The sequence below is a fragment of the Nostoc sp. genome (genome assembly GCF_036917095.1).
GTDB lineage: Bacteria > Cyanobacteriota > Cyanobacteriia > Cyanobacteriales > Nostocaceae > Nostoc.
The window spans coordinates 114,764-140,961 of record NZ_JBALFH010000030.1 but is presented as its reverse complement, the minus strand read 5'-3'; the positions used below and the strand labels follow the sequence as shown (position 1 = coordinate 140,961).

The following is a 26,198-nucleotide window of genomic DNA, read 5'->3' as shown; positions in this document are numbered from 1 at the left end:
CTCGCACATTACGTGGTTTATCTATACACTATTATTAACAAAAACTCAAGCAGATGTATTGGATGATTGTAACTTAATCCCCAAAACTTGAGTGTAAGCTCCTCGTGCTTGAGTAACGCCAATTGTGCGTTCGGCTGATTCTATCATCGGACGACGCAAACTCACAACTATAAATTGCGCTTGTTGTGACTGTTGTTTAATCATTCTAGCTAATCGCTCTACGTTTGCCCCATCTAGGAACATATCTACTTCGTCAAAGGCGTAAAATGGCGACGGACGGTAGCGTTGCAGGGCAAAGATAAAGCTCAAGGCTGTAAGTGATTTTTCTCCCCCAGACATGGAAGCTAGGCGCTGTACGGGTTTACCTTTGGGATGTGCGACTAAATTCAGCCCACTACTAAAGGGATCTTCAGGATTTTCTAGTTGTAAGAAGCCGTCGCCGTCGGAAAGAATGGCAAAAATTGATTGAAAGTTTTCGTTGACAGCATCGAAAGCTTCTTTAAAGGCAAGTTGCCGCAATGTGGTAAAGTTTTCAATCCGTAAAAGTAGTTCGGTGCGTTCTCCTTCTAGTGTCTCTAATTTTTGTGTGAGTTCTTGGAGACGGTTTTGAGTGCGTTCGTATTCTTCCAACGCCAGCATATTGACAGGTTCCATTGCCTGTAAGCGTTTGGTAAGCGATCGCAATTCTTTCTGCAATTCTTCCAAATCTACTTTATCTGGAACTTCTGGCAAGGGATTTGGTAATTCTGCTCCCACATCCCGCAACTGGCTTTGCAGTGCAATTAGTTCTTCGCGGCGCTTCTCTTGGGTTTCTTTGAGTTTTTCGATTTCCCATTGCAATTGTTGTTGGCGCAAAAGATGCGATCGCACTTCCAGTTCTGTGGCGTCGCGTTTTTGTTTTTCTTCTCCTAAATTTTGTTCCATTTGATTTAACGATAAACGGGTTTGGGTGATTTGGTCGTTTATCGTTGTGGTTTGTGCAAAGACGCGATGAATCGCGTCTCTACAAGAGGTTTGTTGGGTTTCGTATTCGGTGATTCGCGTTTCTGCTTCTTGGATTTTTTCTTGCAAACGTTGTTGCTGATTTTCTAAATTTTTTAATCTTTGTTCAGCTTCGCGTAATGCCGTCTCCCGTTGTTGCAATTGTTGCTCTTGGATTTTAATTGTCGCCTGGATTTGTTGCCATTCGCTGGGGGTTTGAGATGCTTCCAACTCTGCTAAAGCGTGTCGCAATTGTTGCAACTGAGTTTCTTGTCCCGGTAATTCCCGCTCTAAAATTTCTAATCGGGATTGAGCAGTGGCTAACTTTTCGCTGTTTTGGGCGAGTTGCGATCGCGTCCCCTCTAATTGCGCTGTTAAATTCTTAATATCTTTCTGCAACTGTTCTAATTGCAACTGCTGTTCGCGTCGCGCCTGACGCGCTTCTGTGAGTTCTTGCGTGAGTTTTTTGGTTCTGGCTGACAAAGTAGCGATCGCTTCTGTACAACGCTCTAAAACCCGCTCAATGTCTACCAAGCGACTTTTTAAAGCGATCGCTTCATCAGATTCCGTCGCTTCCGCATTGCCAAAACGTAACGCTGAACGTTGGGTGTTACTACCGCCAGTCATTGCACCGCTAGTTTCCAGCAATTCCCCGTCTAAGGTGACGATGCGATATAATCCTAAATTTTTCCGCGCCGCCTCAAGACTGGCAAAAACTACCGTGTTACCGAAAACATAGCTAAATACATCTTTGTAACGGCGATCGCAATCGACTAAGTTCACAGCATAATTAACAAAGCCACTGGCAAAACGCAGCGTTGCATCTTGAGTAAATTTAGGTGCATGAATTTTATTCAGCGGTAAAAAAGTCGCCCTCCCGGCACGTTTTTGTTTGAGGAGTTCAATACCCGCTGCGGCTACACCATCATCTTCCACCACAATATGTCCCAAACGTCCACCGGCAGCCATTTCTAAAGCTAGCTGATGGCGGGGTTCCACCTTTCCTAACTGCACAACTAAACCACAAAGTCCAGGCATTCCCGATTGTAAAATTACTTTACTCGCTTGGGTTCCTTGGACTTCTTGCTGTGCTTGCGTTTGCGCCTCGATTTTATCCAACTGGCGTTGTTTTTCTCGTTGCTCAAAAAGTAAGCGTTTTTGGGTTTCCTGTTGGATTTGCAATTCTTGTTCTGTGGCTGAGAGATTTTGGGCTAAATTTTGGATGGGTTCGCTAGAGGCGTTAAATTCCGTTTCAACTTGATTACACTCAGTTTGTTTTTGGGCTAAAAGGGGTTCGTCGCGTTCAATTAACTGGGTTTGCTCTGAAATTAATTGCTGTAACTGATTATTGCGTTCTGTGAGTTGTGCTTTTTCTGTGCGTTGCGGTTCTAGAGTTTGCAGCAAAGTTTCAATTTGACGGTTGAATGCTGTTTGTTGCTGCACCCACGCTTCCGAAGCCGAGGCGATTTCTGCGGCTGCTTCGCGGGAGGTTTCTAGAGATTGGTGCGCTTCGTTTCTTTGGTGTTGGGAAGACGCGATGAATCGCGTCTCTACAATGTGGGTTTCGGCAATTTCTTCTAGGGAATGTCGGTGTTTTTGAATTTCTTGCTGAGTTTGAGCGAGACGTTTAGCGGTTTCTTGGGAAGCTGTTTCTAATTCGGTTAGCTGACGCTGGAGTTGTTTTCGTTCTGCTTCTTGGGTGGCGAGGGTTGATTGTACCGCCAAAAGTTCATCTTCTCCCAATGCTTTGACATGGGCATTGAGTTGTTCGAGTTCAGCAGTTTTTTGGACGATTTCAGAATTTAGGTTTGTGAGTTGGGTTGAGAGTTCAGTAGAATTGCGATCGCCTGTTTGAATTTCGTAAACTAACTTTTCTTGTTGTGCTTGTAGCGATCGCCATGATAAAACAGCTTCCCAGGATTGTTTCGCTAGAAATTCTGTGCGGAGTTTTTGATATTTCTCAGCTTTAGCCCGATCTTGGGCAAGGCGATCGCGTTGTGCAGTTAATTCTGTCTCAATAATCCGACAGCTATCTTCCTTTTCCTTCACCTCATCTAAAGTTGATTTGGCTTGGATGATTTTGCGATCGAACGCCGCCACCCCTGCCAATTCATCAATAATTTCCCGCCGTTCCCGCGCATTCATTGAGATAATGCTGGTGACATCCCCTTGCAGCACCACGTTGTAGCCTTCAGGATAAACCCGCAGGTTACTTAGTTCCTCATGCAACTCCGTCAACGTGCAAGCTACACCATTGATATAATAATTCGACGTGTAACTTCCTTGGTGGGTGACTCGCAGCCTTCTGGTAACACTCCACTCTCCCGATTTTGGATTTTGGACTTTGGATTTTGGATTTTCTTCCCCTGCTTCCTCTACTTCCTCAACTTCCTCTGCTTCCTCACTCTGCGCCTTTGCAGTTTTGGGTAAGACATCCTCCCCCGACAAATCAAACGTCACTGTCACGCTAGCTTCAATAGAAGCGCGTCCTTTAGACGTTTGGGTGTTATTTACCAAATCTGGGAGGCGATCGGCTCGCATTCCCTTAGAACTAGAAAGTCCCAGGCAAAATAGCAGTGCATCTAAAATATTCGATTTACCCGAACCATTTGGCCCAGATATGACAGTACACCCCGGTAGCAAAGGGACTGAAGTAGTGCCACCGAAGGATTTGAAGTTCGTAAGTTCCACGCGCTTGATATGCACCATAGGCGCTGGTTCGCTGGGCTAATGAAGAACAAGTGTATCAACTAATTAAAAATTCGCAAGAGGGTAGGGGGAAAATTAGGGCGTGCTGCTGAACCCAAAGGGCTTGCCGCAGGCGATCGCATGAGGTAGGAGAGACGCAGAGGGTGTAAGGAGAATCGTGTTTCCGAGAAAACCACAATACAAGAGTTAACACGAAAACGAAATTATTTTTTATAAAGTTCAATTATTCGAGGCTTGGAAAATGGAAAATTTCGGCATTTATACCCTTGCTAATGACGCAGTATTCGATCAGCTTGTTGCTTTAATAAATAGCATTGAAGCTAATATTAGTCCAGATATTCCTATTTGCGTAATTCCCTATAACAAAAAAATGGATTTGGTGAAGCAGGAAATTAAATCCAGAAAGAATGTCACCTTATTTGAAGATTGGAACGCCATTAAAATTTGGGATGATTTTGTAAATCAAGTTTGGGATGCTCATCCCAGACAACAAGAATCAAAATTAAATCGTCCTGGTTGGTATAAAGGTTTTGTACATAGAAAATTCGCGGCTTTTCATGGTGATTTTGAACGTTTTGTTTTTTTGGATGCTGATACTTTAGCCATGAAACCAATTGATGATATTTTTAATAAACTCAATAGTTACGATTTAGTCTTTAATGATTGGGAACATGCAAAGCCTAAAGCCGTAACGGAAGTTAATTTAGACATAGTTAAAAAAGCAACTCACTTAACAGAAATTAATTTGCGTTATAAGCTTCATTGTGATAGTTTCTTTGCTTCTAAACGATTATATTTCGACCTTGAAGATTTAAATGTTTTAAAAGAAAGATGGATTGAAAAACAAGAATTTAATTGGCTTCGTCCGGGTTCTTGGTGGTCTAGCTCTGGGTTATTTAACTATATGACCATACATGGCGATCGCTCGATATTTAACTTTACTCTCAGCCCTGATGGTAACGACAGAACCGGTAACTGTGCCAATGCAGATGCTTTTGTTAATATAAATAATATTCTTTACAATCAAGATGGTTTGAAACCAATCCATCGCATTCATTATATGAGCTATCCCTCTGCTGATTTTGCACGTTTGTGTAAAGGAGAAGATGTCAATATTTGCTATAAAAATGAGTTTTTATACTATCGTTTTATTAAACAACCCGAGCAAAAACCCAAAGTTCTAAAACCAGCCAATCAATTTGTCAAGATAAATCGTTTATCTCAAAAAATTATCCAGAAAATTAAGAAGGCGATCGCGTAATTTTTAAAATGGAACATAAAAACAGGGACTTACATAGATGTAAGCCCCTATTTACTTTTCATGCTGATGTTAACTGAGAGCTTCAGTTATTCTTTTATGGCTTTTTCACAGCTTCAACTTTTGCTTCTACCTTCACCGTTTTTACACCTTGAACTTCTTTAGCCAAGGTTTCAGCTTTCTGGAGTTCTTCAGCAGAAGTTGCTGTGCCTTTGAGGATAATTTCACCCTCTTTGTTTTGAACTTGTAACTTGTTACCTGGTAAGCCTTTATTCAACTTTTCGCTAACTTCAGTTTTCAAGTTGCTTTTAGCTTTTGTTGCTGCCGTTTTTTCAGAATCGGTTTTAACTTTAGTATCTGTACTAGATGCTAAAGGAGCCGTTTCTTTGCCTGGAAGTTTGGCGGTAGTTTTATCCGCAGTTTGATTTATCTGAGAAGCGGGTGTTGCTGGTGCTTGAGCGGCTTCATTAGTGGTACTAGGAGTTTCCGAACCAGTTTTAGGAGCCTCTTGACAACCAAAAGTACCAACTACCAAAATGCTACTAACTAGTAATAGAATTAGCTTTTTCATTATCTTCTCCGAATTGAATACTGGAAGCGATTAATTGAGGTGTGTGATGGTGAGGAGCAGATGTTAAAAAGCAATTAAATGTGAAGTAGCAAAAGTTCCCAAGCAATTGCTCAGGTTACTGGAAATTGAAACTTAGACGATTTCTTGAGGCTAAGATTTTGCAGCCATTTCTGAGAAGCGCCAATTCAATTTTCCTGATGGTTGCCAACCAGGATGCCTCTGCATACAGTCAGTAGCTTTCTATGAATTTAATGTAGATGCCCAGTAGCTCTTTCAATGGTAGACTGTGCAGCCTTATCATAGTGACTCGATATTATCAGATTTGAGTCAGTTTGGCGATGTCTACGCCTATGAACTCAAAACTTCAGGGTTTTTGCAATCCTGTGCCAGCAAAATTACCAACAAAATGCTACTTTAGAAACTTATGGCTTACTTACAATGCCCTAAATATCAGGAAATATTAGCCAATGCCCTACCTTACTTCCAACCGCGAAATTAGTGCCATTGTTGCTGAATATACCGAGGCTAAAACGCTGTGGATAGATACAGAAGTTGCTGACTTTAAAAGTCGTAATCCCCGACTATCGCTGATTCAGGTATTAGATAATCCCCAAGATATGAGTGGCGATCGCGTCTACCTTTTAGATGTCTTAGATAAGCCTAATATTATAGCTGAATTTATTGAACAAATTATGATAAATTCTACCATTGAAAAAGTTTTTCACAACGCCAGCTACGATCTAAAGCTTCTCGGTAACAAGAAAGCCAAAAATATTACTTGTACTTTGGATATGGCAAAAAAAATTCCCTACTATCTTTTACCATTACCCAACTACCAACTCAAAACCATAGCTACTGCCCTTTGTAGCTTTAACAATATCGATAAACAAGAACAAACAAGCGATTGGGGAAAACGTCCCCTGACTGAAGAACAGATAGAGTATGCTTACTTAGATTGTATTTATCTGGCTCAAATCCACTCAAATTTATTAGATTTACAAGCCCAAGCAAGCCCCGAACCCGCAACAGAAGATTTAATATCACTAAGTAGTAGATACTCGCAACTTGAGCAGCAATGTAAATTGTTGAATTCAGAATGCGAGCATTTACAAGAACGGATGAAAAAAGCCATGCAAGCTCAAAATATATCTGAAACTTCTTATCATAAACTGACTAGTTATGAGCGTACTACAGTTAAAGCTACATTTACAGAATTAGCAAGGCTAGCACAAAGTGAAGGTATTAATTTAGATTTTCCAATTACACTAACTCAAAAACTCCAAAAAGATTTAGGGCAAAATCTGGAACAACTTTCTGTAGATATTGAAAAAACTACCTCTTGGCGGCTAACTCCCAAAACTCAAGAGAGTGAAACTGAAGATGAGTAAATTGTCCATATAGCTACAAATACCAGAATTCATGGAGTTCTTCTTTAGAAGAAATCTTAATATTTAAAATATATTTTTTTCAAAAAGTATCTTAAAAAACACGATTAATAGTAGTTTACTCCTCATAAACCTATTGTCAATAAGCACATAGATGACAATAGGAAAGAGTCAAATTGACAATTTTTATACTTTCTGAGTCAGATTTTTTCCTTAATATAAATATTAAATGAATTTACTTAATGTCAGGTAAATTTGTCAATTGACTTTAAATGGCTATCAAAAGTTAGAATAACTATTGAGTTAAAGAATTAAAATCTAGATTTTGGTATTAATTACGTTCAGGTGTTGTGGCAGTTTATATTAAATTATGAGACGGCGTTTATTTAAGCAAAAACGAACAAGGGTAAATCAAGTATTTACCATAGCTATTTTTACTACATTGACAGCAATTAGCAGTGTTTCTTGTAGTAAGAATGACAATGTTTTAGTAACAGAAATAGGAGTCAGCCAACCTAGCCGTCGTTCAGCTACAGCTTCCAAAGGTGGGGAATTCTATCTTCAGGGAAAGAATCAGCATTTAAACGGCGATTTACAAGCTGCGATCGCTTCATATACTAAGGCAATAGATCAAAATTCTCAATATGGCGCTGCCTACAACGGCCGGGGATTAGCCTACTTTGATTTGGGAGACAAGGAAAAAGCAATCGCAGATTACAATCAAGCACTTGGCATCAACCCTAACGACGCCGAAGCCTACAATAACCTGGGGAATGCCCGCGCCTCACTAGGAGGTAACAGAGAAGCAGTTAAAGATTACAGTGAAGCGATTCGTCTGAATCCCAACTATGCCGAAGCCTACAATAACCGAGGGAATGCCCGCGCCGCCAATGGAGACAAAAAAGGGGCAATAGACGATCTCGATCAAGCGATTCTCCTCAACCCCAAATATGCGATCGCTTATAATAACCGAGGAAATGCCCGTGCTGCCAATGGAGATCCGCAGGGGGCAATCAAAGATTACAATCAAGCCATTCGCTTCAACCCTAACTTTGCCCCTGCTTACAATAACCGGGGAAATGCCCGCGCCACCAATGGAGACAAGCAGGGAGCGCTGAAGGATTTACAACAAGCAGCAAGCATTTTTCAAAGTCAGGGCAACAACGACTTATACGAACAAGTGATGAAAAACATCAAAGAACTTGGACAGTAGGCAAAAGCTACAGTCAATATGAAAAGGGCGGTTAGAAACCGCGTCTACACAGGCAAAACCCACCTCCGTGGGTTAAAAAAACCTCATTTTTCATTAGTCCGCGCAGGCGGACTTTGTTTGTGTAGCCGCGAATTCCATTCGCTAAGGCTTAAATTTACTTGTTTATACGTTCGACATTCATCCCATTCCAGAACCAAGGTGGATGCGATCCTCAACTTCCGCAAATTTTTCCTGTGCCTGTTGTTCAGTACTCAATAGTGAAACAACAATCGCCACAATAAACGCCAGTGGGATACTGATTAATCCAGGATTCTTCAACGGAAAGGGTGCAGAAGCGTGCTTGAGAATCGTTACCTGAATAGTAGGTGATAAATAAATCAGCACTAAAGAGGAGACAGTACCTACTAACATACTCGCAACCGCACCGTTAGTAGTGAAGCGTCGCCAAAGCATAGATAAGAGCAATGCTGGGAAGTTTGCACTAGCTGCGATCGCAAATGCTAAACCTACCATATAAGCCACGTTTTGCCCTTTAAACAAGATGCCCAAGAATATTGCCACTAATCCCAAAAGCATTGTCGCACCGCGAGCCACCTTCAGCTGTTCTGACTCGTCAGCATGACCCGATCGCACCACATTCACCCATAAATCGTGGGACAATGCAGCTGCACCTGAGAGTGTCAACCCAGCGACAACCGCCAAAATAGTTGCAAAGGAAACAGCGGCAATAAAACCTAAGAAAGCATCACCACCGAGAAATTCTGCCAACATCGGCGCAGCCATGTTACCACCAGTACCAATTTTCTCAATGGCATCTTTACCTACCAGCACCATTGCTCCAAAGCCCAGGATGAAGGTAAGGAGATAAAAAACACCAATAATAGCTGTGGCGTAAGTAACAGAGAGCCGTGCTGCTTTGGCATCGGGTACTGTATAGAAACGCATCAGGATGTGGGGTAGTCCAGCAGTGCCGAACATCAACGACATCCCTAAAGAGATAGCATCCAAGGGGTTAGAAACCAGTTTGCCTGGAGCTAATACACCTGTATATTTCTCAGATGCAGCGGCGAAAAGAGCGAGCGGATTAAAGCCAAATCGTGCCAGTACCAAGACAGCTAGTAAGATAGTTCCACCGAGCAACAGAACTGCTTTGATAATTTGTACCCAAGTGGTAGCAATCATCCCGCCAAAAATCACATAAGCCATCATCACACAACCGACGATGACCACAGCTAATTCATAATCAAAGCCAAACAATAGTTTGATTAGCTCACCAGCACCTACCATTTGGGCAATTAAGTAAAAGCTAATCACTACCAGCGTTCCAATCGCAGAGGCAATACGTACAGGTTTTTGCTGCAAGCGATAAGCTACTACATCGGCAAAGGTGTATTTACCTAAGTTGCGTAATGGCTCGGCAATCAAAAACATGACAATCGGCCAGCCTACCAAGAAGCCGATAGAATAAATTAAGCCATCAAAGCCGTTGAGTGCCACCAGCCCAGCGATACCTAAAAAGCTGGCTGCACTCATAAAGTCTCCTGCTAGGGCCAGCCCATTTTGGAAACCACTGATTTTACCGCCAGCTGTATAGAACTGTGCCGTATTTTTGGTGAGCTTTGCCGCCCAATAGGTAATGCCTAAAGAACTTACAACAAACAGAAAAAAGAAAGCGATCGCCAACGGGTTAAACTTACCAAGACTGGTAATATCCGCCGCCAGTGGCAGATCGAACCACACACTATTCATGCTTTTTTTGGTTTAGTATTTTGGATTTGGGACTAGAAATTGCTAATAGCTAATTTACTTGCGTGTCAGCCTGGCGATTTGGTCGTCGTAACTGCTATTTGCCCAACGCACGTAGATAAAAATTAATACCCATGCTGAGACAATTACCAACGCCCCTAGTAAAATTCCCAGGCTGAGACCAGGAAATACTAATGACCCCAACAGGGGCTTATTGAACGCGATTAATAGGATAAAGCCAAAGTAAATAAACATCATGGCTCCAGTGAGAATCAGCGATACTCGCCAACGTTCAGCCGCGAGAGCCTGGAGAGCCTTTGTGCGATCGTTCATGTCTTCCTTTAGGTTGAGAAGATTAGGTCAGATTGTCTCATTGAAGCTGATTTCTGCGTAATTTTCTTAAAGATTATTAGTAAATCTATTGTTATTTAAAGTAATAAAATTAACTCGGCAAAGTGATATACCAAAATAACAAGGCAACAGCGGCTCTGTTTTGAATCAGATAAACATAAAACTATAGATGCAGTTAGACACAAATAGAGCCGATCTATTCAGTGACTTGTGATTTCACTGAGATTTAAAACTTTTTTATACTACTTCAATTAAGTGAGGGTTCAAGAATTAAATTTTTATATACTAAAAAACAAAATAAATACGTACTTGCTACCAGGTTTTAAAATCCTTCAGGTGTTATGAAATGTTTTTTTAAGTTATCAAATCAACTGAGATTAATAAAAATAATCAATTTTGATTTATAAAATATACCAAAAATTACCCTAGCAGGTTAAAGAAATATTTTAATAACATTTATATTAAGAGCTTGTTATTACACAAATGGGGCATTACCAAAATTTAGCAAAGTATGTTTATTCAAACACTCATCACAGAGCCGATTCAATTTTTCAGAATCGTTGTAATTGTCATATTTTCCATTACTTTACATGAACTTGCTCACGGCTGGGCTGCTATGAGTCAAGGAGATAACACTCCACAAAAAACTGGTCATCTGACGCTTAATCCTCTAGTTCACATGGGCAAAGAATCGATCATTTTTCTGTGCCTCATGGGTATAGCTTGGGGACAAATGCCCGTAAACCCCTCTAAATTTCGCTCTCCCAAGCTAGGCAATATTTTGGTATCCGCAGCCGGGCCATTATCAAATCTGGCTTTAGGCATTCTATTTATTTTAATGCTGAAATTTCTCTCTAATCAGAGTCTTTCAGGACTTTTAAGTGGGGAGTTTTTTTACTTAGCAGCTCGGATTAATTTGACCTTATTTATGTTTAATCTGCTGCCAATTCCGCCACTAGATGGGTTTCATGTTTTCAGTGAGATTTTTCCTCAGCTAAAACCACTACAATATAGTCAATTTGGAGTTTTTGCAATGATGCTTCTATTTATAATTCCAGAATTTGGGGCGGGACTTAGCGAAATTACTGATTTAGTTATTGAGTCAGTGCTTGGCGGAGAATCAGCAGCTTTTTAAGCAAAAATAGATTATTTATATAGTAATCTTATGTGATTTGTGAGAATTGAAACCGCAAGATCCCAGATTTATCAAAGAAGTCTGGGATCTTGTTGTTTATGAAGGTTCTAAGATAGCCACCTTTTTACTGAAATATTCAGTTTTGCCATAGATGCTGATAATACTATCACCAACTGCAAAAAAAGTACCTTCTTGCTCATCTTTAGAGAATTGTAAATTTGGGTATTTAGCAGCAGCTTCTTCAGCAGTCATGGGTTTGGCTTCCATTTCTTCTGGTAATACTCCAGTACAACCAATGTAAAATACCAAAGGATAAATCTTCTCTTGGTAGATATTTTCTACATATTGTTCTAGCTTGTTATTTGCCGTCGTTAAAGCCCCAACCATTTCGTCCTTCTTAATCTGCTTACCAGCTTGTTTATCCTGCAATAACTGCGCCAAACTATCAGCACCAACTTTCTTAAGAATATCTCCGACTATGCCATTTTGCTCAAGCCCAAGAAAATCATCAAAAATTGGTTTCATTAACTCGTCAACTTTCGTAATCTTGGTACGTGATGATAGTAGCCTGTGCCTAAAAGCGAGATTTTCATTCAATGCCATCTCAAAACTAGGCTTGATGAAAATTTCTCCAGTGAATTTATCATAAAGACGATACATTCTATTCAAAAATTTGTTGGCAGAAGGAAACTTACTCAGGTTCAGAATATCTTGACTACCGATATCAATTTTATAGCTCAATTTTGAGTCAAGAGTACCATTAATTAGAGCTTCATGGATGTCTGTGTATTCATTAGTTGTAGGGAAGTTGATGTAAACATTTTTAGACAAATAGTGTTTTTTAAATTCATCTAACTGTCCTGCTACAAATACATCTGACTCCTTTCTTAAGTGAGCAGAAATAATACTAGTAAGTACTTTAATTCCTGCGAGTTCATTAAATAGTCCATCAATGCTGCTGTAACGACTATTTGCAGCTACAAGCGGCAAGTTATCTAACTGAATGGTATATTCAGCACGGAAGTCAAATTCTTCTGCATCCAACACACCTTTTTCTTTGAGTAAGTCAAAGGCTTTTTTACTGCTGATTTTGACTTGTAAGGACTTGACATTTATTTTGCCGTCACTGACAATCGTGTAATTCTTAAAGTTATTGAGGTCATTTACTAGCAAACCTGCTACCTCAATAGCGGGGGTTTGGTCTTCAAATTTGGCAAGCTTGACTTTACGTTTGATAAGCATATTGATAGTAGCAGTATTGCGATTAAACTGAAAATCGCCCATACCAACATACTCAGCATTATCTATATTTTCTGTTCGCAACCAAGGCTGAAGCAGTTCTCCATTTTCGTTTCTCACACCTTTAACGCGCTTGATACCTGTTCTTTGATAATGTTCTTGCAGGTGCTTGATATTGACGATAATATTGTTGCGATATTGTGCAAAAATTTGGATTAGCTCTACTAGAGAAATTTTATTATTCGTCATATTGCTACCTTCCATATAAAGGTCAAGAATCTTTTAAAGCCTGTTAAACCGTGGAAAATTGAAAGGCAAACACACAATAAATTGATGCCAAAATACTAAATTTTGCATATACCACACAACTATTGTGCGTTCGCGATCGCATTCACGAACTAGCTAATCTCGCGGTTCTCAGTTGAGTGAGGTACAAGAACCTCACCCCCAACCCCCTCCCCACAAGCGATGAGGGGACTATGATGTACCTCATGTGATTAGGAAAAGCTATATCGCGTTCATTTACTACAAACTTTGGGCATCGCCTGGTAAACTTTGCGTTGCATACTCACCAGATATTCTTTTATAGTACAATTGTATCATATAAAGGCTAAGTTGTGTAGGCGTAGCCTGTGATAGACATCGCCCTGCAATGAGGTGTTATAGTATTGCTGGCCAGAATAGATTTTCTAACCTTTACGCCCATTATTTTTTTCCCACATTTAGGCTCCGGGTTTGAAATAATCGAAGAGGCGATCGCCTGAATCTGCGCGAATCAATGCTACAACTACATCTGGTAAGGCAGTTAAACTGGGGTAAACCAAATAACGTGGTTCCCAACTGGGGCGGAACTTCTCTCTGTAGGCGTGCAGTCCCTTGAAATTGTAGAAGCGATTCAAATGCCCGTATAGATAGTGCAATACTTTCTCCAAGCGGCGCGATTCTGGGTTTTCTCCAACTCCCGCAAGGGCAGAAAGACCGAAATTAAAGCTATCGTAGCCACCCTCTTTAAAATGTTGAAGCAGGGAAATAAATAGAAAGTCCATTGTGCCATTTTCGAGGGACGCGCGATGTCGCATCATGTCAATAGTGGCTTCGTTGAGTTGGTACTCCCGGAGAATGTTGGCAAAGGCGCTGATGTTACCTTCAGGATTATGCACCACAGCAATCTCACACTCTCGCAGATAAGCTTCGTCAAACCAACCTAAAGAAAAGTGTTTTTCCGAACCTTGTACCATTTTCAGCCATTCATCACTTACAGATTTAAGCTGGTGCAATAAATCATTGCTGATGGGTGGTTGGTAAAACTCGATTTGGTATCCTAGCTTGGTTAAACGACTGATGGATGGTCTAAAGTTTTTCCCGGCTTTACCTTGTAACGTAAAACTCTTCAGGTCAACGATCGCTTCTTCTCCAATCTTGAGTACCTTAAACCCTAAGGACTTGTAAAGCTCAACATCATCGGGCAAAGTTTGGTAAAAACCAGGATACCAGTCGTTGCGCTGACAAAACTGCGAAAAAGCAACAATTGTCTCTTTGCGGTCTTCAATGGGGCCGATGGGATCTCCTAAGGCGATCGCACCCCGTCCCTTGGGAACATAAGCAATTAAACTATTACCCGAAGGGCTGAAATAATAACTTTTATCATTTAATAGTGTGAACGCTGCTAAAGAAGAACATCCATATTGCTCGACAATTTCTTTAGCTTTTTGTCGCTCATTTGTAGTTGCTAGATTCCGCCAAAACACAGGTTGCAATAGCATTACCATTGCATATGTAATAGTAACTGCGGCAATAATATAGATAGAATTAGCAAAGAATTCTCCAAATCGGCTCTTTGGTTGCAGTCCCCAATTATCCTCAGTGAAGAACATCGCCAAAGTCTGAACTATCGCTTCACGCCAATTAAAATTCTCTGAAAACTTGCCGTCTAACAAGTAAAATCCAATAGTTCCGTATGCCAGGGTAAATAATAAAGCGCCTATCAGCGCTCGAACTCCCCGTGCCATCGAAGGACGGTCTGATTGCGCCGTGAAATAATGGCGCATCAAGATTAATTGCAGCAGCAAAACTCCAGAAAGTAGACTTTCTTCATAGTCCAGTCCCTTGAGCAAGTGGCTGAAAATGGAAATTACAAGTAAACCAATGGTAAGTAACCAGGCTATTCTTTTTCGACGTAATAAATTAGTCGCAAGTGCTAGTAAGACAAACCCAGTAATGGCTGCAAAGATATGACCAGTGGCGCGAATTTCAAATGGTAAAAATTCCTTCAACCAGTGATTTCGCCCATATAGGTTAGGCGTCACTGCTGATAATAAATTTACTACTCCGACTAAACCTGTAAGGAAGGCTGCACTCCAAAGTCCAATCTGAGTTTTTAAATTATTGCTCATTAGCCTAAAAGTATTAATTAGGAATTACTAGTTAGTAGTTAGGGGTTTTGGCTTTCTCACTCTCTCGATTGACTCAAATATTTAACAAAGCGGTTTTATCGGCTGTGTTACTTATACGGATTAAGTTTTGATGTTTTGAATTTTATCCATAACACCTTCATTTTAATGCCGCAGCACAAGGGGAGCAGTAGAACCTAATTTTTAAAATTTTAACTCCTAACTCCTAATTTTTAACTCCGAATTTTTTAAACTGTTCCCCTACATAAGAGAGGGAACCTTTAAGATGCTTGTGGAAGTAGTTCCAGCCTACATCAGCACCAGACAAACCATGACCTCCAGGAAACGCATAAAATACGTGAGCAATGCCTAATTTATTTAAGATTTCGTTGAAGGCTTTGGTAGAAGCCAGCAAACTAGTATCATTCATACCTGCATCTAGGTAAACACGCAATTGCTTCCTATCTTCAATTGATAGCTGTTGTACGATTTGTTGGGGACTATTTTGTGAACCGCTATTATCGGTAAAATAACCGCTATGACTAAAGAGAATGTGGAAGTTGTTGAGATGGCGCAACCCGATATTAAAAGCGCCCCATCCTCCAGAAGACAGACCTCCTAGCGCCCAAAACTGGGGTTCTTCTAAAGTGCGGTAGCGTGACTTGACAACTTGCACTAGTTCTGAACCAATTAAAGTCCCCACTTTGCCATTTGGGCCATCAAAATAATCGGGGTCGTATAAAGGACTGGAACCCCGATTATCATTGCCATCAGGTGTAATCACAATTGATGGCGGTAATTTTCCACTTTGATAAAGTTCATGCAATACATCTAAGACTGCATATTTATCAGCGTAAGCACGAGCATCATCATGACCTCCGTGTAGTAGGAATATCACCGGATAGCGCTTTTGCTGATTTTTATTATAAGCAGGCGGCAAAATCACGCCGTAGTTGCGGGCTGCACCCATTGCTTGGGAGTTGAAGGTTGCCAATTGAAACTTTAGCCCAGTATTTGCCTCTTCTTGGGGCGGGTCTAATTGTGGCGCACCTAAGATGAATACATAATAATAACCAGCGGTAGCAAGGAGTGCGATCGCTCCTACCAAAGTAATTAAAAGTTTAGTAATCTTCATATTATTTTTATGTTTAAAAAATCACCTCCATTAGAACTAACTATAGTTAATCTACTGAAAAATTGCAGCCGAGTTTTCCGCATTGACGTTTAAATATCAAAATTTTTGCAAAATAGTCTTATTTCTAGAGTTAATTGCTAATTATTTTGAGTATTTTTATTTTGGTTAATACCTAACTTCTCAGTCCTATGTGCTATTTCAGCAACTCGAAATTGTTCGCCCACGAATGTCAAAGAATCGGATAAATGTTCCCGCCAGTATTGCCAAGTGTGGCTGCCAGGAAACTGACGAAATAAATTATAAACTTTTAGCTTATTTAGTACTTTACTAAAATTTCGAGCCTCGTCGATTTCTTCAACATCTGATATACCAGAGTCTAGATAAATTCGTAACTTTTTGTGAGCTTGTAATGGAATAGTTTTGATATAACTTATTGGGCTATTCATTGGCCCGCTTTTATCATGAAAATAACCGCTATGACTAAATAAAATTGAGAAACGATCTAGGTTGTGTAATCCCACATTGATTGCTCCCCAACCACCAGAAGATAAACCACCTATCGCCCAAAAATCTGGATTGTTTAGTGTCCGATAACGGCTTTGTACAACTTTTACCAACTCATCCCCTACGGCTGTGGAGACTTTACCGTTAGGGCCATCAATATATTCAGGATCTCGGTAGGGGCTAGAGCCACGTTTGTCGTTGCCGTCTGGTGTGATAATGATGCTGGGTGGCAACTTACCTTTAGTATAAAGTTTTTCCACAGTTTTGAGAGCTTGTCCCTTATTCTGATTAAACCAATCAGTGGGATTACCATGTCCACCGTGGAGGAGAAATATTACAGGATAGCTTTGTTTTGGGTTTTGCTCATAACCAGGGGGTAAAGAAACGCCGTAGGTACGACTTGCACCCATTACATGACTATCGTAGGTTTCAATTTTGTAGGTTAGGAGAGTAGCTGAGTTGCTAGTATTGGGCTGGCTTGCAAGAACGGAAGAAGTTTTTTGTAAATCCTGCTGTTGCGGTGGTTTTGCTACGACATTTTGGGATAAATTACAGCTAACTAGGGTTAATACTGAAAATAGCAAGAGAATTTTAGATTGTTTGTAGTTCATCTTTGAAAGACATTGGGCATGGGGTAATTGGTGCTTGTCTTCAAAAGCTTATGCAAATGATATGTCAATGCTGTGTCAACAGAATGGAAACTTTACGACTGGTTGTAAATTAAAAGTCAAGGTTAGGATAAGTTTCTTCACTATGCTTAAAAAGCTGCAACTCAATTTCAGTTCTTTGTTTGGCTTGTTGCTGCTGGTGCTTTCCCTGTGGGCGATCGCTAACGAATTGCATGAGTATAATTATCGTGATATCCTCAACTCTCTAGCTGCTATTCCCAAAAGTCGCTTAAGCTGGGCAATTTGGCTGACAGTCTTGGGTTATCTCGTGATGATTGGGTACGATATTTTAGGTTTTAGCTACATTAATCGTTCCCTAAACTGGAACAAGATTGCTCTAACCAACTTTATTAGCTCTGCGTTTAGTAATACCATAGGTTTTGCCTTGCTAACTGGCAGTGCTATCCGTTATCGATTTTATGCTAATTGGGGAGTTTCAGCAGTTGCGATCGCTCAAGTAATTGCTTTTGCCAATTTTACTTTTTGGTTGGGGATGTTTGCCGTTGCAGGTTTTTTATTTATCATCAACCCACTCAAAATTCCGACTCAATTACATTTACCTTTTGCTACCGTGCGTCCCATCGGCGTAATTTTTCTGTTATTGGTTGCTATCTATTTACTTGGAAGTATTTTTATTAAACAACCGTTAACAATTCGCGGACAAGAATTTCGATTTCCTTCTTTTAAAATATCCCTGGCTCAAATAGCAATTTCTAGTTTTGATTGGATTTTGGCAGCGGCAGTTCTTTATGCTGTACTACCTAGCAATATATCTTTATCCTATCTAGACTTTTTGGGCATCTATTTACTAGCAATGTTTGGCGGTGTTGTTAGTAATGTCCCCGGTGGTTTGGGAGTATTTGAAACTATAATTTTGCTGATTCTCTCATCTAAAGTTTCGGCGGCGGCAATTTTGGGGTCAATGTTAGCTTATCGGGGAGTCTATTATTTCTTACCTTTGCTAATAGCAGCAGGTTTGCTAGGACTTTATGAAATTATATTTAGAAAAGGGAATTTAAAAAATATCGATAAACTGTAAAGTCTGGTTTCAGTATGAATACGAATAGATAGATCCCTAACTTATTAAATAAGTAGGGGATCTGAGACTTTTAAGTAAGGAAAAGCGATAACTTATGTTAATTTTAATTGAAATATATTCACAACTAGTGGTTAAAGTTCCTGATTTTTGCTGAGGCGATCGCTAATCTAATTCCATAAAAATAGTAACAGTTAGTTGCAAATTTTGAAGTAGATTTCCAGAAATCATCAAAATTCAGTTTTACTGTTTGAGGATAGAAAGAATCATGAAAAATAAAGTATTGTTTGGTGCCATCTTTATGGCAACTTGGGTAGGAACATTAATTCCCAGTGCTTTTGCTGCTTCACCCTGTTCTGTGGGACAAAAGGCTGAGGTTCTTTGGAAGGAAGCATGGTATCCGGCAACGGTACTTAAGGTTAATGATGAGAAGTGCTATATTACCTACGATGGTTATGATAGTTCCTGGAATGAATGGGTTGGCACTGCACGTTTTCGGGTATCATTTCAAGCTGGAGATGCAGTGAGAATTTTGTGGAAGCGGAAATGGTATAAAGGGAAGGTTTTAGAAGTTAGTAACAATCGTTATAAAATTACTTATGATGGCTACAATAGTTCTTGGGATGAGTGGGTTGAACCTGCCAGAGTAAGCAGATAGAGAATATTTCACTCTTATAAGTTTAAAGGGACGATTTCACCTGTTGGAGTCGTCCCTTTAAATTTCTAAAAGGGCGGTTATAAACCGCAGCTACACAGACAAAACCCACCTTCGTGGGTTTCAAACCCTCAATTTTTCCTTAGTCCGCGGAGGCGGACTTTGTTTGTGTAGCCGCGAATTCCATTCGCCTTGACTCTAAGTTGAGTATTTGCTCTCCATTAGGTGTTTAGAGGCTGTTAAACTGAGAGCCATAAGTAAAATATCGTGTATTTTGGCAAACTTATGGAGCCAGTATCACTGACAGCAGCTGCGATCGCCTCCCCCCAAATCCAGAATAAGCTAGTTTTGTGCAAAGCGTACCGTGAGAAAACTGAAAAGTGCGTTAGCGAAGCTCACCGTTCGCGTAGCGTTCCGAAGGAAAGGTATCGCCTGAACTAAAATTCATATTGAACTAAGTAAAAATGCCCTTAAACTTACTCAAAATGAGCTTTTACTTACTCAAAAGGAGCTTTTACTTTCTCAAACCCTAGTTTGCTTTCTCATTTTGGTGTTTTCCGCAAGCAAAATCAGCTTTTACTTTCTCAAACTCCAGTTTGCTTTCTCATTTGAGTAATTCACGCATTCATTTTGGTATATCATTGAGCCGAAAGCTAGCGATCCTAGAAAAGAAGTGTAAATCTACAAGCGATCGCTTAAAAAAGAATCCATTCCAACCGATCTATCCATTCTTGGGCTACGGTGTACACAAGCCCTAAAAACCTCAATCGCTTAAGCCAATTTAACCGTTTTTATACGCAGACAATACATTCATCTGCGTATTTTTTATGAAAAAAAGATTCATTCCAATGTATATTTCTGCATTATTTTGGGAATCATAAATCGAGGAAGCATGATAAACCACAAAATATGACTTCCTGAAATATCACGTAACTTTTAGAGGATAATTATGTCTAAACGCAAGTTGCCCAAAGGCCGTAGTGTTAGTTCAGTTGCTCTAGAACCAGAAGTTGCGATCGCAATTCTTGGACTATTTTCCGCTGCGGCTGATGGTGAAGGTATTTCTTCCACAGAAGAATATGCTTTGAGTGAATTTCTCGGTCGGGTTGACTTATTTGAAGATTACTCTGAAGAAGACTTTGAAGAATTGACCGAAAAAGTTGTCAGCTTGATTGAAGAAGAAGAACCAGAAGATTTAATCGCCCAGTCCATCGAATCTTTACCTAATAAAGGTTATCGCGAAGCTGCATATATCACAGCTATCTTAGTGGTAGGGATTGACGAAGAAGTACCCGAAGCTGAACAAGATTATATCTCTGAACTTCAAGAAGCCTTAAATATTTCAGACGAACGCGCACAAGAACTTATTGACGCAGTGTTCGGAGAAGAAGATGAAGACGAAGAGGAAGAGGAGTAATCCGTTTTCAATTACAGCCTCAACCATCTACCATCGTTAATTTGGGGTTGCTAATTTAAAGTAAGAAATAATTTTGTTTGAGTTGAGTTGTTCAGATTCCCGACTTCATAAAGAAGTTGGGAATCTTGCGCTTTATCAAAATTAATCCGATAGAGTACTAATTAGAAATTGGTACATTTTTAAATGCGGCTGTATCTGGCACAAAAATGTCCAAGTTATTAACACCATCGGGAACTCTTAGCCAGATATAAGCATCTGCGGAGGCTTGTGGACGTACTTGAAACAAAGAAACGCTTCCTGTTGAGCGATTGAGAGCAACTCCTTTGTAAGTTACGCTAGTCTCAGGATTGCGGGCTGTTGTACTAGCCACAGATATAATATCACCACCAACAACTCCATCTGTGGCAAGGCGACGAATCCGCATTTGCAGATTTACCACATCACGGTTTCCAGTTTCTGGATCTTTAATTCGCTTTGCTGAAAGTAACTCAACTTCTGCCTTTTTGCCAAAAGCAGGCTGCACAAATTGACCAGCGCTAATTGCTGAAGTTGTAGCACTAACTGGAGATGGTGAAGCCGTTGCTTGTGGAGAAGTTGTAGCTGTAGGACTTGGCACTTGAATGGGAATGGTGGTGCTGACTGTATTGCTAGCATTTAGTGTCTCCCGTAACGTGAAAACTTCATAAGCTACATAGCCGCTACATCCCAAAGCCAAAGTAGAGAGTAATACAGCTACACCAGATAAAAATGTACTCACACCATTGCCTCGATTTCGTATTTCTGTATATGCAGGTTGACTTACGTTTCTATTTTGTAATCCCATAAATTATGTTTGCGCGTAGGCGCAGCCCGTCGTAGACATCGCCCACCTATAAAACATGTGAACATCTTCCCTATACTAGTTAAGTAACTTTACTGAGCCAATTCTTCTCTCTCCGGAAAGAAGTTTTTGGAAAAGTCAAAATATCTATCTTTGGGATAAGGAAAATTGGTGAGACTTAAAACTTTCAATCAATCACTGGGTGTTTTGTTAATATTTTTGACTAGCCAAATAGGATTAAGTTCTATTGCGAAAGCACAAACCCAAGTCGCGCCAAGAACCACTACAAAATCAATTTGCTCTACCCAACTGGGAAAAACTATAGATGCTGTAATCAATCGTCCCTTATTTAGTCGGGCACGTTGGGGAATTTTAGTGCAACCCCTTTCAACGGGGTCAACTCTTTACAGTCGTGATGCTCAGAAATATTTTACTCCCGCATCTAACCTCAAATTGCTGACAACAGCAGCTGCGTTGCAGCAATTGGGTGCTAATTTTCGGATTCGCACCTCAATTTATCAGAATGGCAATGGTGTTTTACGTGTTGTCGGTAGAGGAGATCCCAGCTTAAGCGATACTCAACTGCAAACATTAGCACAGCAGCTAAAACAGAAAGGTATTACTCAAATTCAGCAATTGATAGCTGATGATAGTTATATTCAAGGTGATATTGTTAACCCCACTTGGCAATGGGAAGATGTGCAGTCAAGTGATGGCGTACCAGTCAGCAGCTTTATTTTAAATCAAAATATTTTTAGCTTCAAACTTGTACCACAGGCTGTAGGTAAATCTTTACAATTGGCGTGGCTTGATGCTGGCGAGACGAAACAGTGGCAGATAATTAATCAGTCAGTAACCGTTGCCCAAAATAAACCAAGTTACGTCAATGTTACCCGCGAATTATCAGGAACAGTATTACGAATTCAAGGACAACTGACAACGAATTCTGAACCATCTTTAATAGATTTGCCTGTAGTTGACCCTAATTATTACTTCTTACGACACTTCCGCACTGCTTTAACAACACAAAAAGTTTCCTTGGGACAAACGTTAGTAGTAAGCGGTGGTGTTAATCAACAGGAAATAGCATTTGTAGAGTCGCCGCCTTTATCTGAATTATTAGCAGAGACGAATCTAAATAGTAATAATCTTTATGCTGAAGCACTTCTGAGAGCATTAGCTGTAAAAAAAACCAGAGTGAAAAATCAGACTAGCGCTGATGTAGGTTTAGAAGTTGTCAAAGCGAGTTTAACTCAATTGGGAGTCGATCCGGCGGGTTATATTTTAGTGGATGGTTCGGGTTTATCACGTCGTAACTTAGTGACACCAGAAGCTTTTGTACAAACTTTGCGAGGAATAGCAAGAACACCAACAGCATATATATATCGCGCATCTTTACCCGTGGCAGGTAAAAGTGGAACTTTGAAGGGACGCTTTGAAAACACATCTGCTGAGGGTATTGTGCAAGCAAAAACAGGTACGTTAACGGGTGTAGTTTCTCTATCTGGATATATGAATGCGCCTAAGTATGAGCCATTAGTTTTTAGTATTATCGTCAATCAATCGGAACAACCTGCAACAGTTGTGCGGCAGTCAATTGATGAAATTGTTGTGTTGTTAACGCAGTTGCAGCGTTGTTAACAAATGTTTAGAGATGCAAAATTTTGCGTCTCTACATTCACCTACTCTGATAAGTAATATTGCGATCGCAGTATCGGACGATCGCAATATTGGTTCTGCCATAACTTATTGACAACAAGGCTCTAGACTCGGAGCTATCGCTTGAGCATTAACACAAAGACAATAATGTTTAATAGTTTAGCGCAGTTGCAGTCTGCTTTATAACGACAATCATATCAGTAGTACCAACAAAAAATATGTGGCATAGATGTCAGATTTTTTGATATTACGTATTTTTACTGGTTACACTGCTTTTTAAGGTGACTACGATAGAGCGCATAACAAATATGATGTGCCTTCAATCAATTATGTGGCGTGTTATTACTCAAGTTTAAATCGATAAACTCATTAGTTAACTCTGACAAAAAACCAAGATTACACAATATAAACTACTAGGTTAATTGGGGATTATTTGCTTTAATGCAGATTATTTATACCAACCTGAATGCACAAAAATTAGTGCAAATTAACAAAGCTCAAAATAATTGATGCTGATACAAACAACGACTCAATCAAATAGCTGAGAATATTAGCAATCTGACTATATTCAAGATAATAAAATGGGAATAAACCTACAAAAAGGGCAACATATTTCACTTACTAAAGAAGCTCCTGGGCTAACGAAGCTGATGTGCGGACTCGGCTGGGATGTAGCAAAACGTTCTGGCAGCGGTTTTTTTGGGGCTTTTAGTAATACTCAAGACTGTGACTTGGATGCTTCTGTAATCTGTTTAGATCAAAAGGGTAAAATAACAGATATAAGTAATCTTATTTACTTTGCAAATTTATCCCACAAATCAGGAGCTATTACCCATTTGGGTGATAATCTCACCGGTGCAGGATCGGGTGATGACGAGCAGATTATTGTAGATTTAACTCGGCTACCGAAAGAGATTGTCAAACTAGTTTTTGCAGTTAACATTTACGACTGTATAGCTCGTAAACAAGAATTTACACAGGTACAAAATGCCTTTGTGCGGCTGGTCAATACATCTAACAATCAAGAAGTTGCCAAGTATCATTTATCTGGGTCTGAATACAAAGGAATGACCGGGATGGTCATGGCTGAAATTTACAATCACAATAACGAGTGGAAAATGGCAGCTATTGGTAACGGCATTAATGTAAATGGTTTAGAAGGACTTATGAGAGTCTATGCTTAACGACTTATTGAGTTACTCAACTCAATAAAAACTCTGAATTAAATTCATTTTGAAAAATAGGTAGTCATTATGTCAATTAACCTCAGCAAAGGCGAAAGAATCAATCTTTCAAAAGAAGCACCAAGCTTGAAAAATGCTGGAATTGGTTTAGGATGGGATGTCAACGTTACAGATACAGGTTCGCTTTTTGACCTTGATGCTTCTATATTTATGTTAGGTGCTAACGGAAAAATTCCTCACGAAAAATACTTTGTATTTTATAACAACCCACAATCACCAGACGGTTCTGTAAAACATGAAGGAGATAGCAGAACAGGAGAAGGTCTTGGGGACGATGAAACAATTCAAATCGATTTGAGCAAAGTTGATGCTTCAGTTCAAGAAATAGTTTTTGTCGTCACCATACATGAAGCAGAGCAAAGAAAGCAAAACTTTGGGCAAGTCAGAAACTCGTTTATCAGAATTTATGACAACACTACAGAAAAACAAATTGCTAAGTACGAATTAGAGGAAGATGCTTCCGCAGAAACGGCAATTGAATTTGGTAAGCTTTATCGAAAAGATGGAGAATGGAGATTCCAAGCTGTCGGCGCTGGTTATAAATCGGGGCTGCAAAGTTTTGTAGACCGATATGCTGCTTAGTAGCTATCTCAGAAGGTAATAAAAAGGGAGTATTCATTGGTATACTTCCTTTTTTTTCGTAAAATAATTTTAATCTATAGGATGTATCCATAATGGAAATTGAATTAAACAAAGGTGGCAGGTTTAATCTTTCTAAAGAAGTTCCTAATTTAAAGAAGGTAGCCATTGGCTTAGGTTGGCAAGCAAGTCATAACGGACAAAGCTATGATATTGATGCTTCTGTATTCATGTTAGGTGCAGATGGTAAAGTTCCTGATGATAAATATTTTGTATTTTATAATAACCTTGAATCTTTTGATGGTTCTCTCAGGCACTCAGGAGATAATAGAACCGGAGAAGGTAACGGAGATGATGAGACAATTTATATTGATTTAACAAAAGTTGATTTATCTATTCATGAAATAGTTTTTGTTGTCACTATTCACGACGGACAGGAAAAAAACAAAAATTTTAGCCAAATCAAAAATGCCTTCATCAAAGTTTATAACCAAGAAACAAGAAGGTCTATAGCTCGTTACAATTTGAGAGAGGGCTTTTCTCAAGAGACAGCTTTAGAATTTGGGCGATTATATAAAAATAAGGGTGAATGGAAATTTCAAGCAGTAGGAGAAGGCTATAATACTGGTTTACAAAGTTTTGTAGATAAGTATGTTATCGAAAGTAAACAGGAAGAAAAGAAAGTCGAGCCTAAAGTTAACATTCCTGTAGTAACTTCTTATATTGATATCACAAAAAAAGCTGATATAAACTTGTTAAAAGCCAAAGTTGATATTGTCCTCAAAAAAAGAGGTATTAGTCAAGATGCAGCAAGAGTTGCCTTAGTTCTAGATATTTCTGGTTCTATGAACAATCAATATAATTCTGGTGCAGTACAAGCATTTCTTGAAAGAATAGTTCCTGTAGCTAGTAGATTAGATGATAATAAAACATTAGATGTTTGGTTTTTTGGTTCAAAATACAAAAGGACTAAATCAGTCACAGAGATGAACGTTGATGGTTACATTAAGAAAGAATGTGGTGAAGCTAAGAGAGCTTTACTTGTTTTTAAAATGCCCTCTCTTATGATGGAATTAGGGGGCGGAAACAATGAAAGTTCAGTAATAAAAGATGTAGTCAAGAAGTATATTCAAGAACAACCTAGTAAACTGCCTACATTGATTGTGTTTCTCAGTGATGGAGGTGTAACTGATGAGCAAGGGATTAAAAAAAGTGTTATTGACGCAGCAAAATATCCTATATTTTGGCAATTTGTTGGTTTGGCTGGTTCTAACTATGGAATTTTGGAAAACTTAGATAGGATGGGCGATCGCATTGTTGATAATGCTGATTTTTTTCATGTAGATGATTTAACAAAAATAACTGATGAGCAGTTGTATGAAAGACTGTTGAATGAATTCCCTAGTTGGATGAAACAGGCAAGAGCGAAAGGCATTTTAAGTTAGGGTTCTGAAGCAAATATCGTATCAATAGATTGAGGACTCTATGTTCTAATATCCACAT

General features: G+C 39.6%; 21 protein-coding genes. 12 read left to right on the top strand and 9 right to left on the bottom strand.

Features of this window, described 5'->3' with window-relative positions:
- Positions 1-45: 45 nt before the first annotated feature.
- Positions 46-3,690 (bottom strand): chromosome segregation protein SMC, encoded by a 3,645-nt coding sequence (smc, locus tag V7L01_RS14370; RefSeq protein WP_335035775.1) that lies wholly within the window; start codon positions 3,688-3,690, stop codon positions 46-48.
- Positions 3,691-3,931: 241 nt separating this feature from the next.
- On the opposite strand from smc, the gene V7L01_RS14365 reads away from it, so the two are divergent.
- The gene (locus V7L01_RS14365; protein ID WP_335035773.1) at positions 3,932-4,951 is read left to right on the top strand and encodes an Npun_R2821/Npun_R2822 family protein; all 1,020 of its coding nucleotides are present in this window, start codon (positions 3,932-3,934) and stop codon (positions 4,949-4,951) included.
- Positions 4,952-5,045: 94 nt separating this feature from the next.
- Here V7L01_RS14365 and V7L01_RS14360 read toward each other — a convergent pair whose 3' ends face one another.
- Positions 5,046-5,519 (bottom strand): BON domain-containing protein, encoded by a 474-nt coding sequence (locus V7L01_RS14360; protein ID WP_335035771.1) that lies wholly within the window; start codon positions 5,517-5,519, stop codon positions 5,046-5,048.
- Positions 5,520-5,986: 467 nt separating this feature from the next.
- Between V7L01_RS14360 and V7L01_RS14355 the strand changes: the two genes are divergently transcribed.
- Together V7L01_RS14355 and V7L01_RS14350 are read left to right on the top strand one after the other, a co-directional pair.
- Positions 5,987-6,907: a ribonuclease D gene (locus V7L01_RS14355; RefSeq protein WP_335035769.1), complete on the top strand. Its 921-nt coding sequence runs from the start codon at positions 5,987-5,989 to the stop codon at positions 6,905-6,907.
- Positions 6,908-7,274: 367 nt separating this feature from the next.
- A complete protein-coding gene (locus tag V7L01_RS14350; protein ID WP_335035768.1) occupies positions 7,275-8,117 on the top strand; it encodes a tetratricopeptide repeat protein in 843 nt (280 codons plus the stop codon).
- A gap of 177 nt (positions 8,118-8,294) precedes the next feature.
- Here the strand turns inward: V7L01_RS14350 and V7L01_RS14345 are convergent, their stop codons facing one another.
- Both V7L01_RS14345 and V7L01_RS14340 read right to left on the bottom strand, forming a co-directional pair.
- Positions 8,295-9,866 carry a sodium:solute symporter family transporter gene (locus tag V7L01_RS14345; RefSeq protein ID WP_335035766.1) on the bottom strand — a complete coding sequence of 524 codons (1,572 nt, stop codon included), beginning with the start codon at positions 9,864-9,866 and terminating at the stop codon, positions 8,295-8,297.
- Positions 9,867-9,920: 54 nt separating this feature from the next.
- Entirely contained in the window at positions 9,921-10,196 is a 276-nt protein-coding gene (locus tag V7L01_RS14340; protein WP_322673478.1) for a DUF485 domain-containing protein, read from the bottom strand.
- Positions 10,197-10,725: 529 nt separating this feature from the next.
- Between V7L01_RS14340 and V7L01_RS14335 the strand changes: the two genes are divergently transcribed.
- Positions 10,726-11,349 (top strand): site-2 protease family protein, encoded by a 624-nt coding sequence (locus V7L01_RS14335; protein WP_335035764.1) that lies wholly within the window; start codon positions 10,726-10,728, stop codon positions 11,347-11,349.
- A gap of 96 nt (positions 11,350-11,445) precedes the next feature.
- On the opposite strand, the gene V7L01_RS14330 is transcribed toward V7L01_RS14335, so the two are convergent.
- From V7L01_RS14330 to V7L01_RS14315, 4 genes are all read right to left on the bottom strand, one after another.
- Positions 11,446-12,837 carry a hypothetical protein gene (locus V7L01_RS14330; protein WP_335035763.1) on the bottom strand — a complete coding sequence of 464 codons (1,392 nt, stop codon included), beginning with the start codon at positions 12,835-12,837 and terminating at the stop codon, positions 11,446-11,448.
- A 473-nt stretch (positions 12,838-13,310) separates the two neighbouring features.
- A complete protein-coding gene (locus V7L01_RS14325; RefSeq protein WP_335035761.1) occupies positions 13,311-14,981 on the bottom strand; it encodes a phosphatidylglycerol lysyltransferase domain-containing protein in 1,671 nt (556 codons plus the stop codon).
- Between the two features lie 223 nt (positions 14,982-15,204).
- Positions 15,205-16,113, bottom strand: a complete 909-nt coding sequence (locus tag V7L01_RS14320) for an alpha/beta hydrolase (protein ID WP_335035759.1) — start codon at positions 16,111-16,113, stop codon at positions 15,205-15,207.
- A 137-nt stretch (positions 16,114-16,250) separates the two neighbouring features.
- Complete coding sequence (locus V7L01_RS14315; RefSeq protein WP_335035758.1) at positions 16,251-17,228, bottom strand: alpha/beta hydrolase; 978 nt, start codon at positions 17,226-17,228, stop codon at positions 16,251-16,253.
- 142 nt (positions 17,229-17,370) lie between these two features.
- On the opposite strand from V7L01_RS14315, the gene V7L01_RS14310 reads away from it, so the two are divergent.
- The 4 genes from V7L01_RS14310 (at position 17,371) to V7L01_RS14295 (ending at position 20,393) form a co-directional block, all read left to right on the top strand.
- Complete coding sequence (locus tag V7L01_RS14310) at positions 17,371-18,324, top strand: lysylphosphatidylglycerol synthase domain-containing protein (protein WP_335035757.1); 954 nt, start codon at positions 17,371-17,373, stop codon at positions 18,322-18,324.
- A gap of 265 nt (positions 18,325-18,589) precedes the next feature.
- Positions 18,590-18,979, top strand: a complete 390-nt coding sequence (locus tag V7L01_RS14305) for an agenet domain-containing protein (protein ID WP_335035755.1) — start codon at positions 18,590-18,592, stop codon at positions 18,977-18,979.
- Positions 18,980-19,261: 282 nt separating this feature from the next.
- Positions 19,262-19,417, top strand: a complete 156-nt coding sequence (locus tag V7L01_RS14300) for a hypothetical protein (RefSeq protein ID WP_335035753.1) — start codon at positions 19,262-19,264, stop codon at positions 19,415-19,417.
- Positions 19,418-19,925: 508 nt separating this feature from the next.
- Entirely contained in the window at positions 19,926-20,393 is a 468-nt protein-coding gene (locus V7L01_RS14295; RefSeq protein ID WP_335035752.1) for a tellurite resistance TerB family protein, read from the top strand.
- 157 nt (positions 20,394-20,550) lie between these two features.
- Here the strand turns inward: V7L01_RS14295 and V7L01_RS14290 are convergent, their stop codons facing one another.
- Positions 20,551-21,150 (bottom strand): hypothetical protein, encoded by a 600-nt coding sequence (locus V7L01_RS14290; protein WP_335035911.1) that lies wholly within the window; start codon positions 21,148-21,150, stop codon positions 20,551-20,553.
- A gap of 234 nt (positions 21,151-21,384) precedes the next feature.
- On the opposite strand from V7L01_RS14290, the gene dacB reads away from it, so the two are divergent.
- The 4 genes from dacB (at position 21,385) to V7L01_RS14270 (ending at position 26,140) form a co-directional block, all read left to right on the top strand.
- A complete protein-coding gene (gene dacB, locus V7L01_RS14285) occupies positions 21,385-22,854 on the top strand; it encodes a D-alanyl-D-alanine carboxypeptidase/D-alanyl-D-alanine endopeptidase (protein WP_335035750.1) in 1,470 nt (489 codons plus the stop codon).
- A gap of 599 nt (positions 22,855-23,453) precedes the next feature.
- Positions 23,454-24,056: a TerD family protein gene (locus tag V7L01_RS14280; RefSeq protein ID WP_335035749.1), complete on the top strand. Its 603-nt coding sequence runs from the start codon at positions 23,454-23,456 to the stop codon at positions 24,054-24,056.
- A 69-nt stretch (positions 24,057-24,125) separates the two neighbouring features.
- On the top strand, positions 24,126-24,698 hold the full coding sequence (locus V7L01_RS14275) for a TerD family protein (protein WP_335035747.1): 573 nt from the start codon (positions 24,126-24,128) through the stop codon (positions 24,696-24,698).
- 92 nt (positions 24,699-24,790) lie between these two features.
- On the top strand, positions 24,791-26,140 hold the full coding sequence (locus V7L01_RS14270) for a TerD family protein (RefSeq protein ID WP_335035746.1): 1,350 nt from the start codon (positions 24,791-24,793) through the stop codon (positions 26,138-26,140).
- The last annotated feature ends 58 nt before the right edge of the window (positions 26,141-26,198 follow it).

What these genes read in the sequence shown, in the direction of transcription:
- V7L01_RS14330 (WP_335035763.1), bottom strand. Translation starts at nt 12,837, where the DNA reads ATGACGAATAATAAAATTTCTCTAGTAGAGCTAATCCAAATTTTTGCA.
- V7L01_RS14335 (WP_335035764.1), top strand. Translation starts at nt 10,726, where the DNA reads ATGTTTATTCAAACACTCATCACAGAGCCGATTCAATTTTTCAGAATC.
- V7L01_RS14310 (WP_335035757.1), top strand. Translation starts at nt 17,371, where the DNA reads ATGCTTAAAAAGCTGCAACTCAATTTCAGTTCTTTGTTTGGCTTGTTG.
- V7L01_RS14360 (WP_335035771.1), bottom strand. Translation starts at nt 5,519, where the DNA reads ATGAAAAAGCTAATTCTATTACTAGTTAGTAGCATTTTGGTAGTTGGT.
- V7L01_RS14340 (WP_322673478.1), bottom strand. Translation starts at nt 10,196, where the DNA reads ATGAACGATCGCACAAAGGCTCTCCAGGCTCTCGCGGCTGAACGTTGG.
- V7L01_RS14320 (WP_335035759.1), bottom strand. Translation starts at nt 16,113, where the DNA reads ATGAAGATTACTAAACTTTTAATTACTTTGGTAGGAGCGATCGCACTC.
- V7L01_RS14325 (WP_335035761.1), bottom strand. Translation starts at nt 14,981, where the DNA reads ATGAGCAATAATTTAAAAACTCAGATTGGACTTTGGAGTGCAGCCTTC.
- V7L01_RS14355 (WP_335035769.1), top strand. Translation starts at nt 5,987, where the DNA reads ATGCCCTACCTTACTTCCAACCGCGAAATTAGTGCCATTGTTGCTGAA.
- V7L01_RS14280 (WP_335035749.1), top strand. Translation starts at nt 23,454, where the DNA reads ATGGGAATAAACCTACAAAAAGGGCAACATATTTCACTTACTAAAGAA.
- V7L01_RS14350 (WP_335035768.1), top strand. Translation starts at nt 7,275, where the DNA reads ATGAGACGGCGTTTATTTAAGCAAAAACGAACAAGGGTAAATCAAGTA.
- V7L01_RS14365 (WP_335035773.1), top strand. Translation starts at nt 3,932, where the DNA reads ATGGAAAATTTCGGCATTTATACCCTTGCTAATGACGCAGTATTCGAT.
- V7L01_RS14275 (WP_335035747.1), top strand. Translation starts at nt 24,126, where the DNA reads ATGTCAATTAACCTCAGCAAAGGCGAAAGAATCAATCTTTCAAAAGAA.
- smc (WP_335035775.1), bottom strand. Translation starts at nt 3,690, where the DNA reads ATGGTGCATATCAAGCGCGTGGAACTTACGAACTTCAAATCCTTCGGT.
- V7L01_RS14270 (WP_335035746.1), top strand. Translation starts at nt 24,791, where the DNA reads ATGGAAATTGAATTAAACAAAGGTGGCAGGTTTAATCTTTCTAAAGAA.
- V7L01_RS14315 (WP_335035758.1), bottom strand. Translation starts at nt 17,228, where the DNA reads ATGAACTACAAACAATCTAAAATTCTCTTGCTATTTTCAGTATTAACC.
- V7L01_RS14295 (WP_335035752.1), top strand. Translation starts at nt 19,926, where the DNA reads ATGTCTAAACGCAAGTTGCCCAAAGGCCGTAGTGTTAGTTCAGTTGCT.
- V7L01_RS14345 (WP_335035766.1), bottom strand. Translation starts at nt 9,866, where the DNA reads ATGAATAGTGTGTGGTTCGATCTGCCACTGGCGGCGGATATTACCAGT.
- V7L01_RS14300 (WP_335035753.1), top strand. Translation starts at nt 19,262, where the DNA reads ATGGAGCCAGTATCACTGACAGCAGCTGCGATCGCCTCCCCCCAAATC.
- V7L01_RS14305 (WP_335035755.1), top strand. Translation starts at nt 18,590, where the DNA reads ATGAAAAATAAAGTATTGTTTGGTGCCATCTTTATGGCAACTTGGGTA.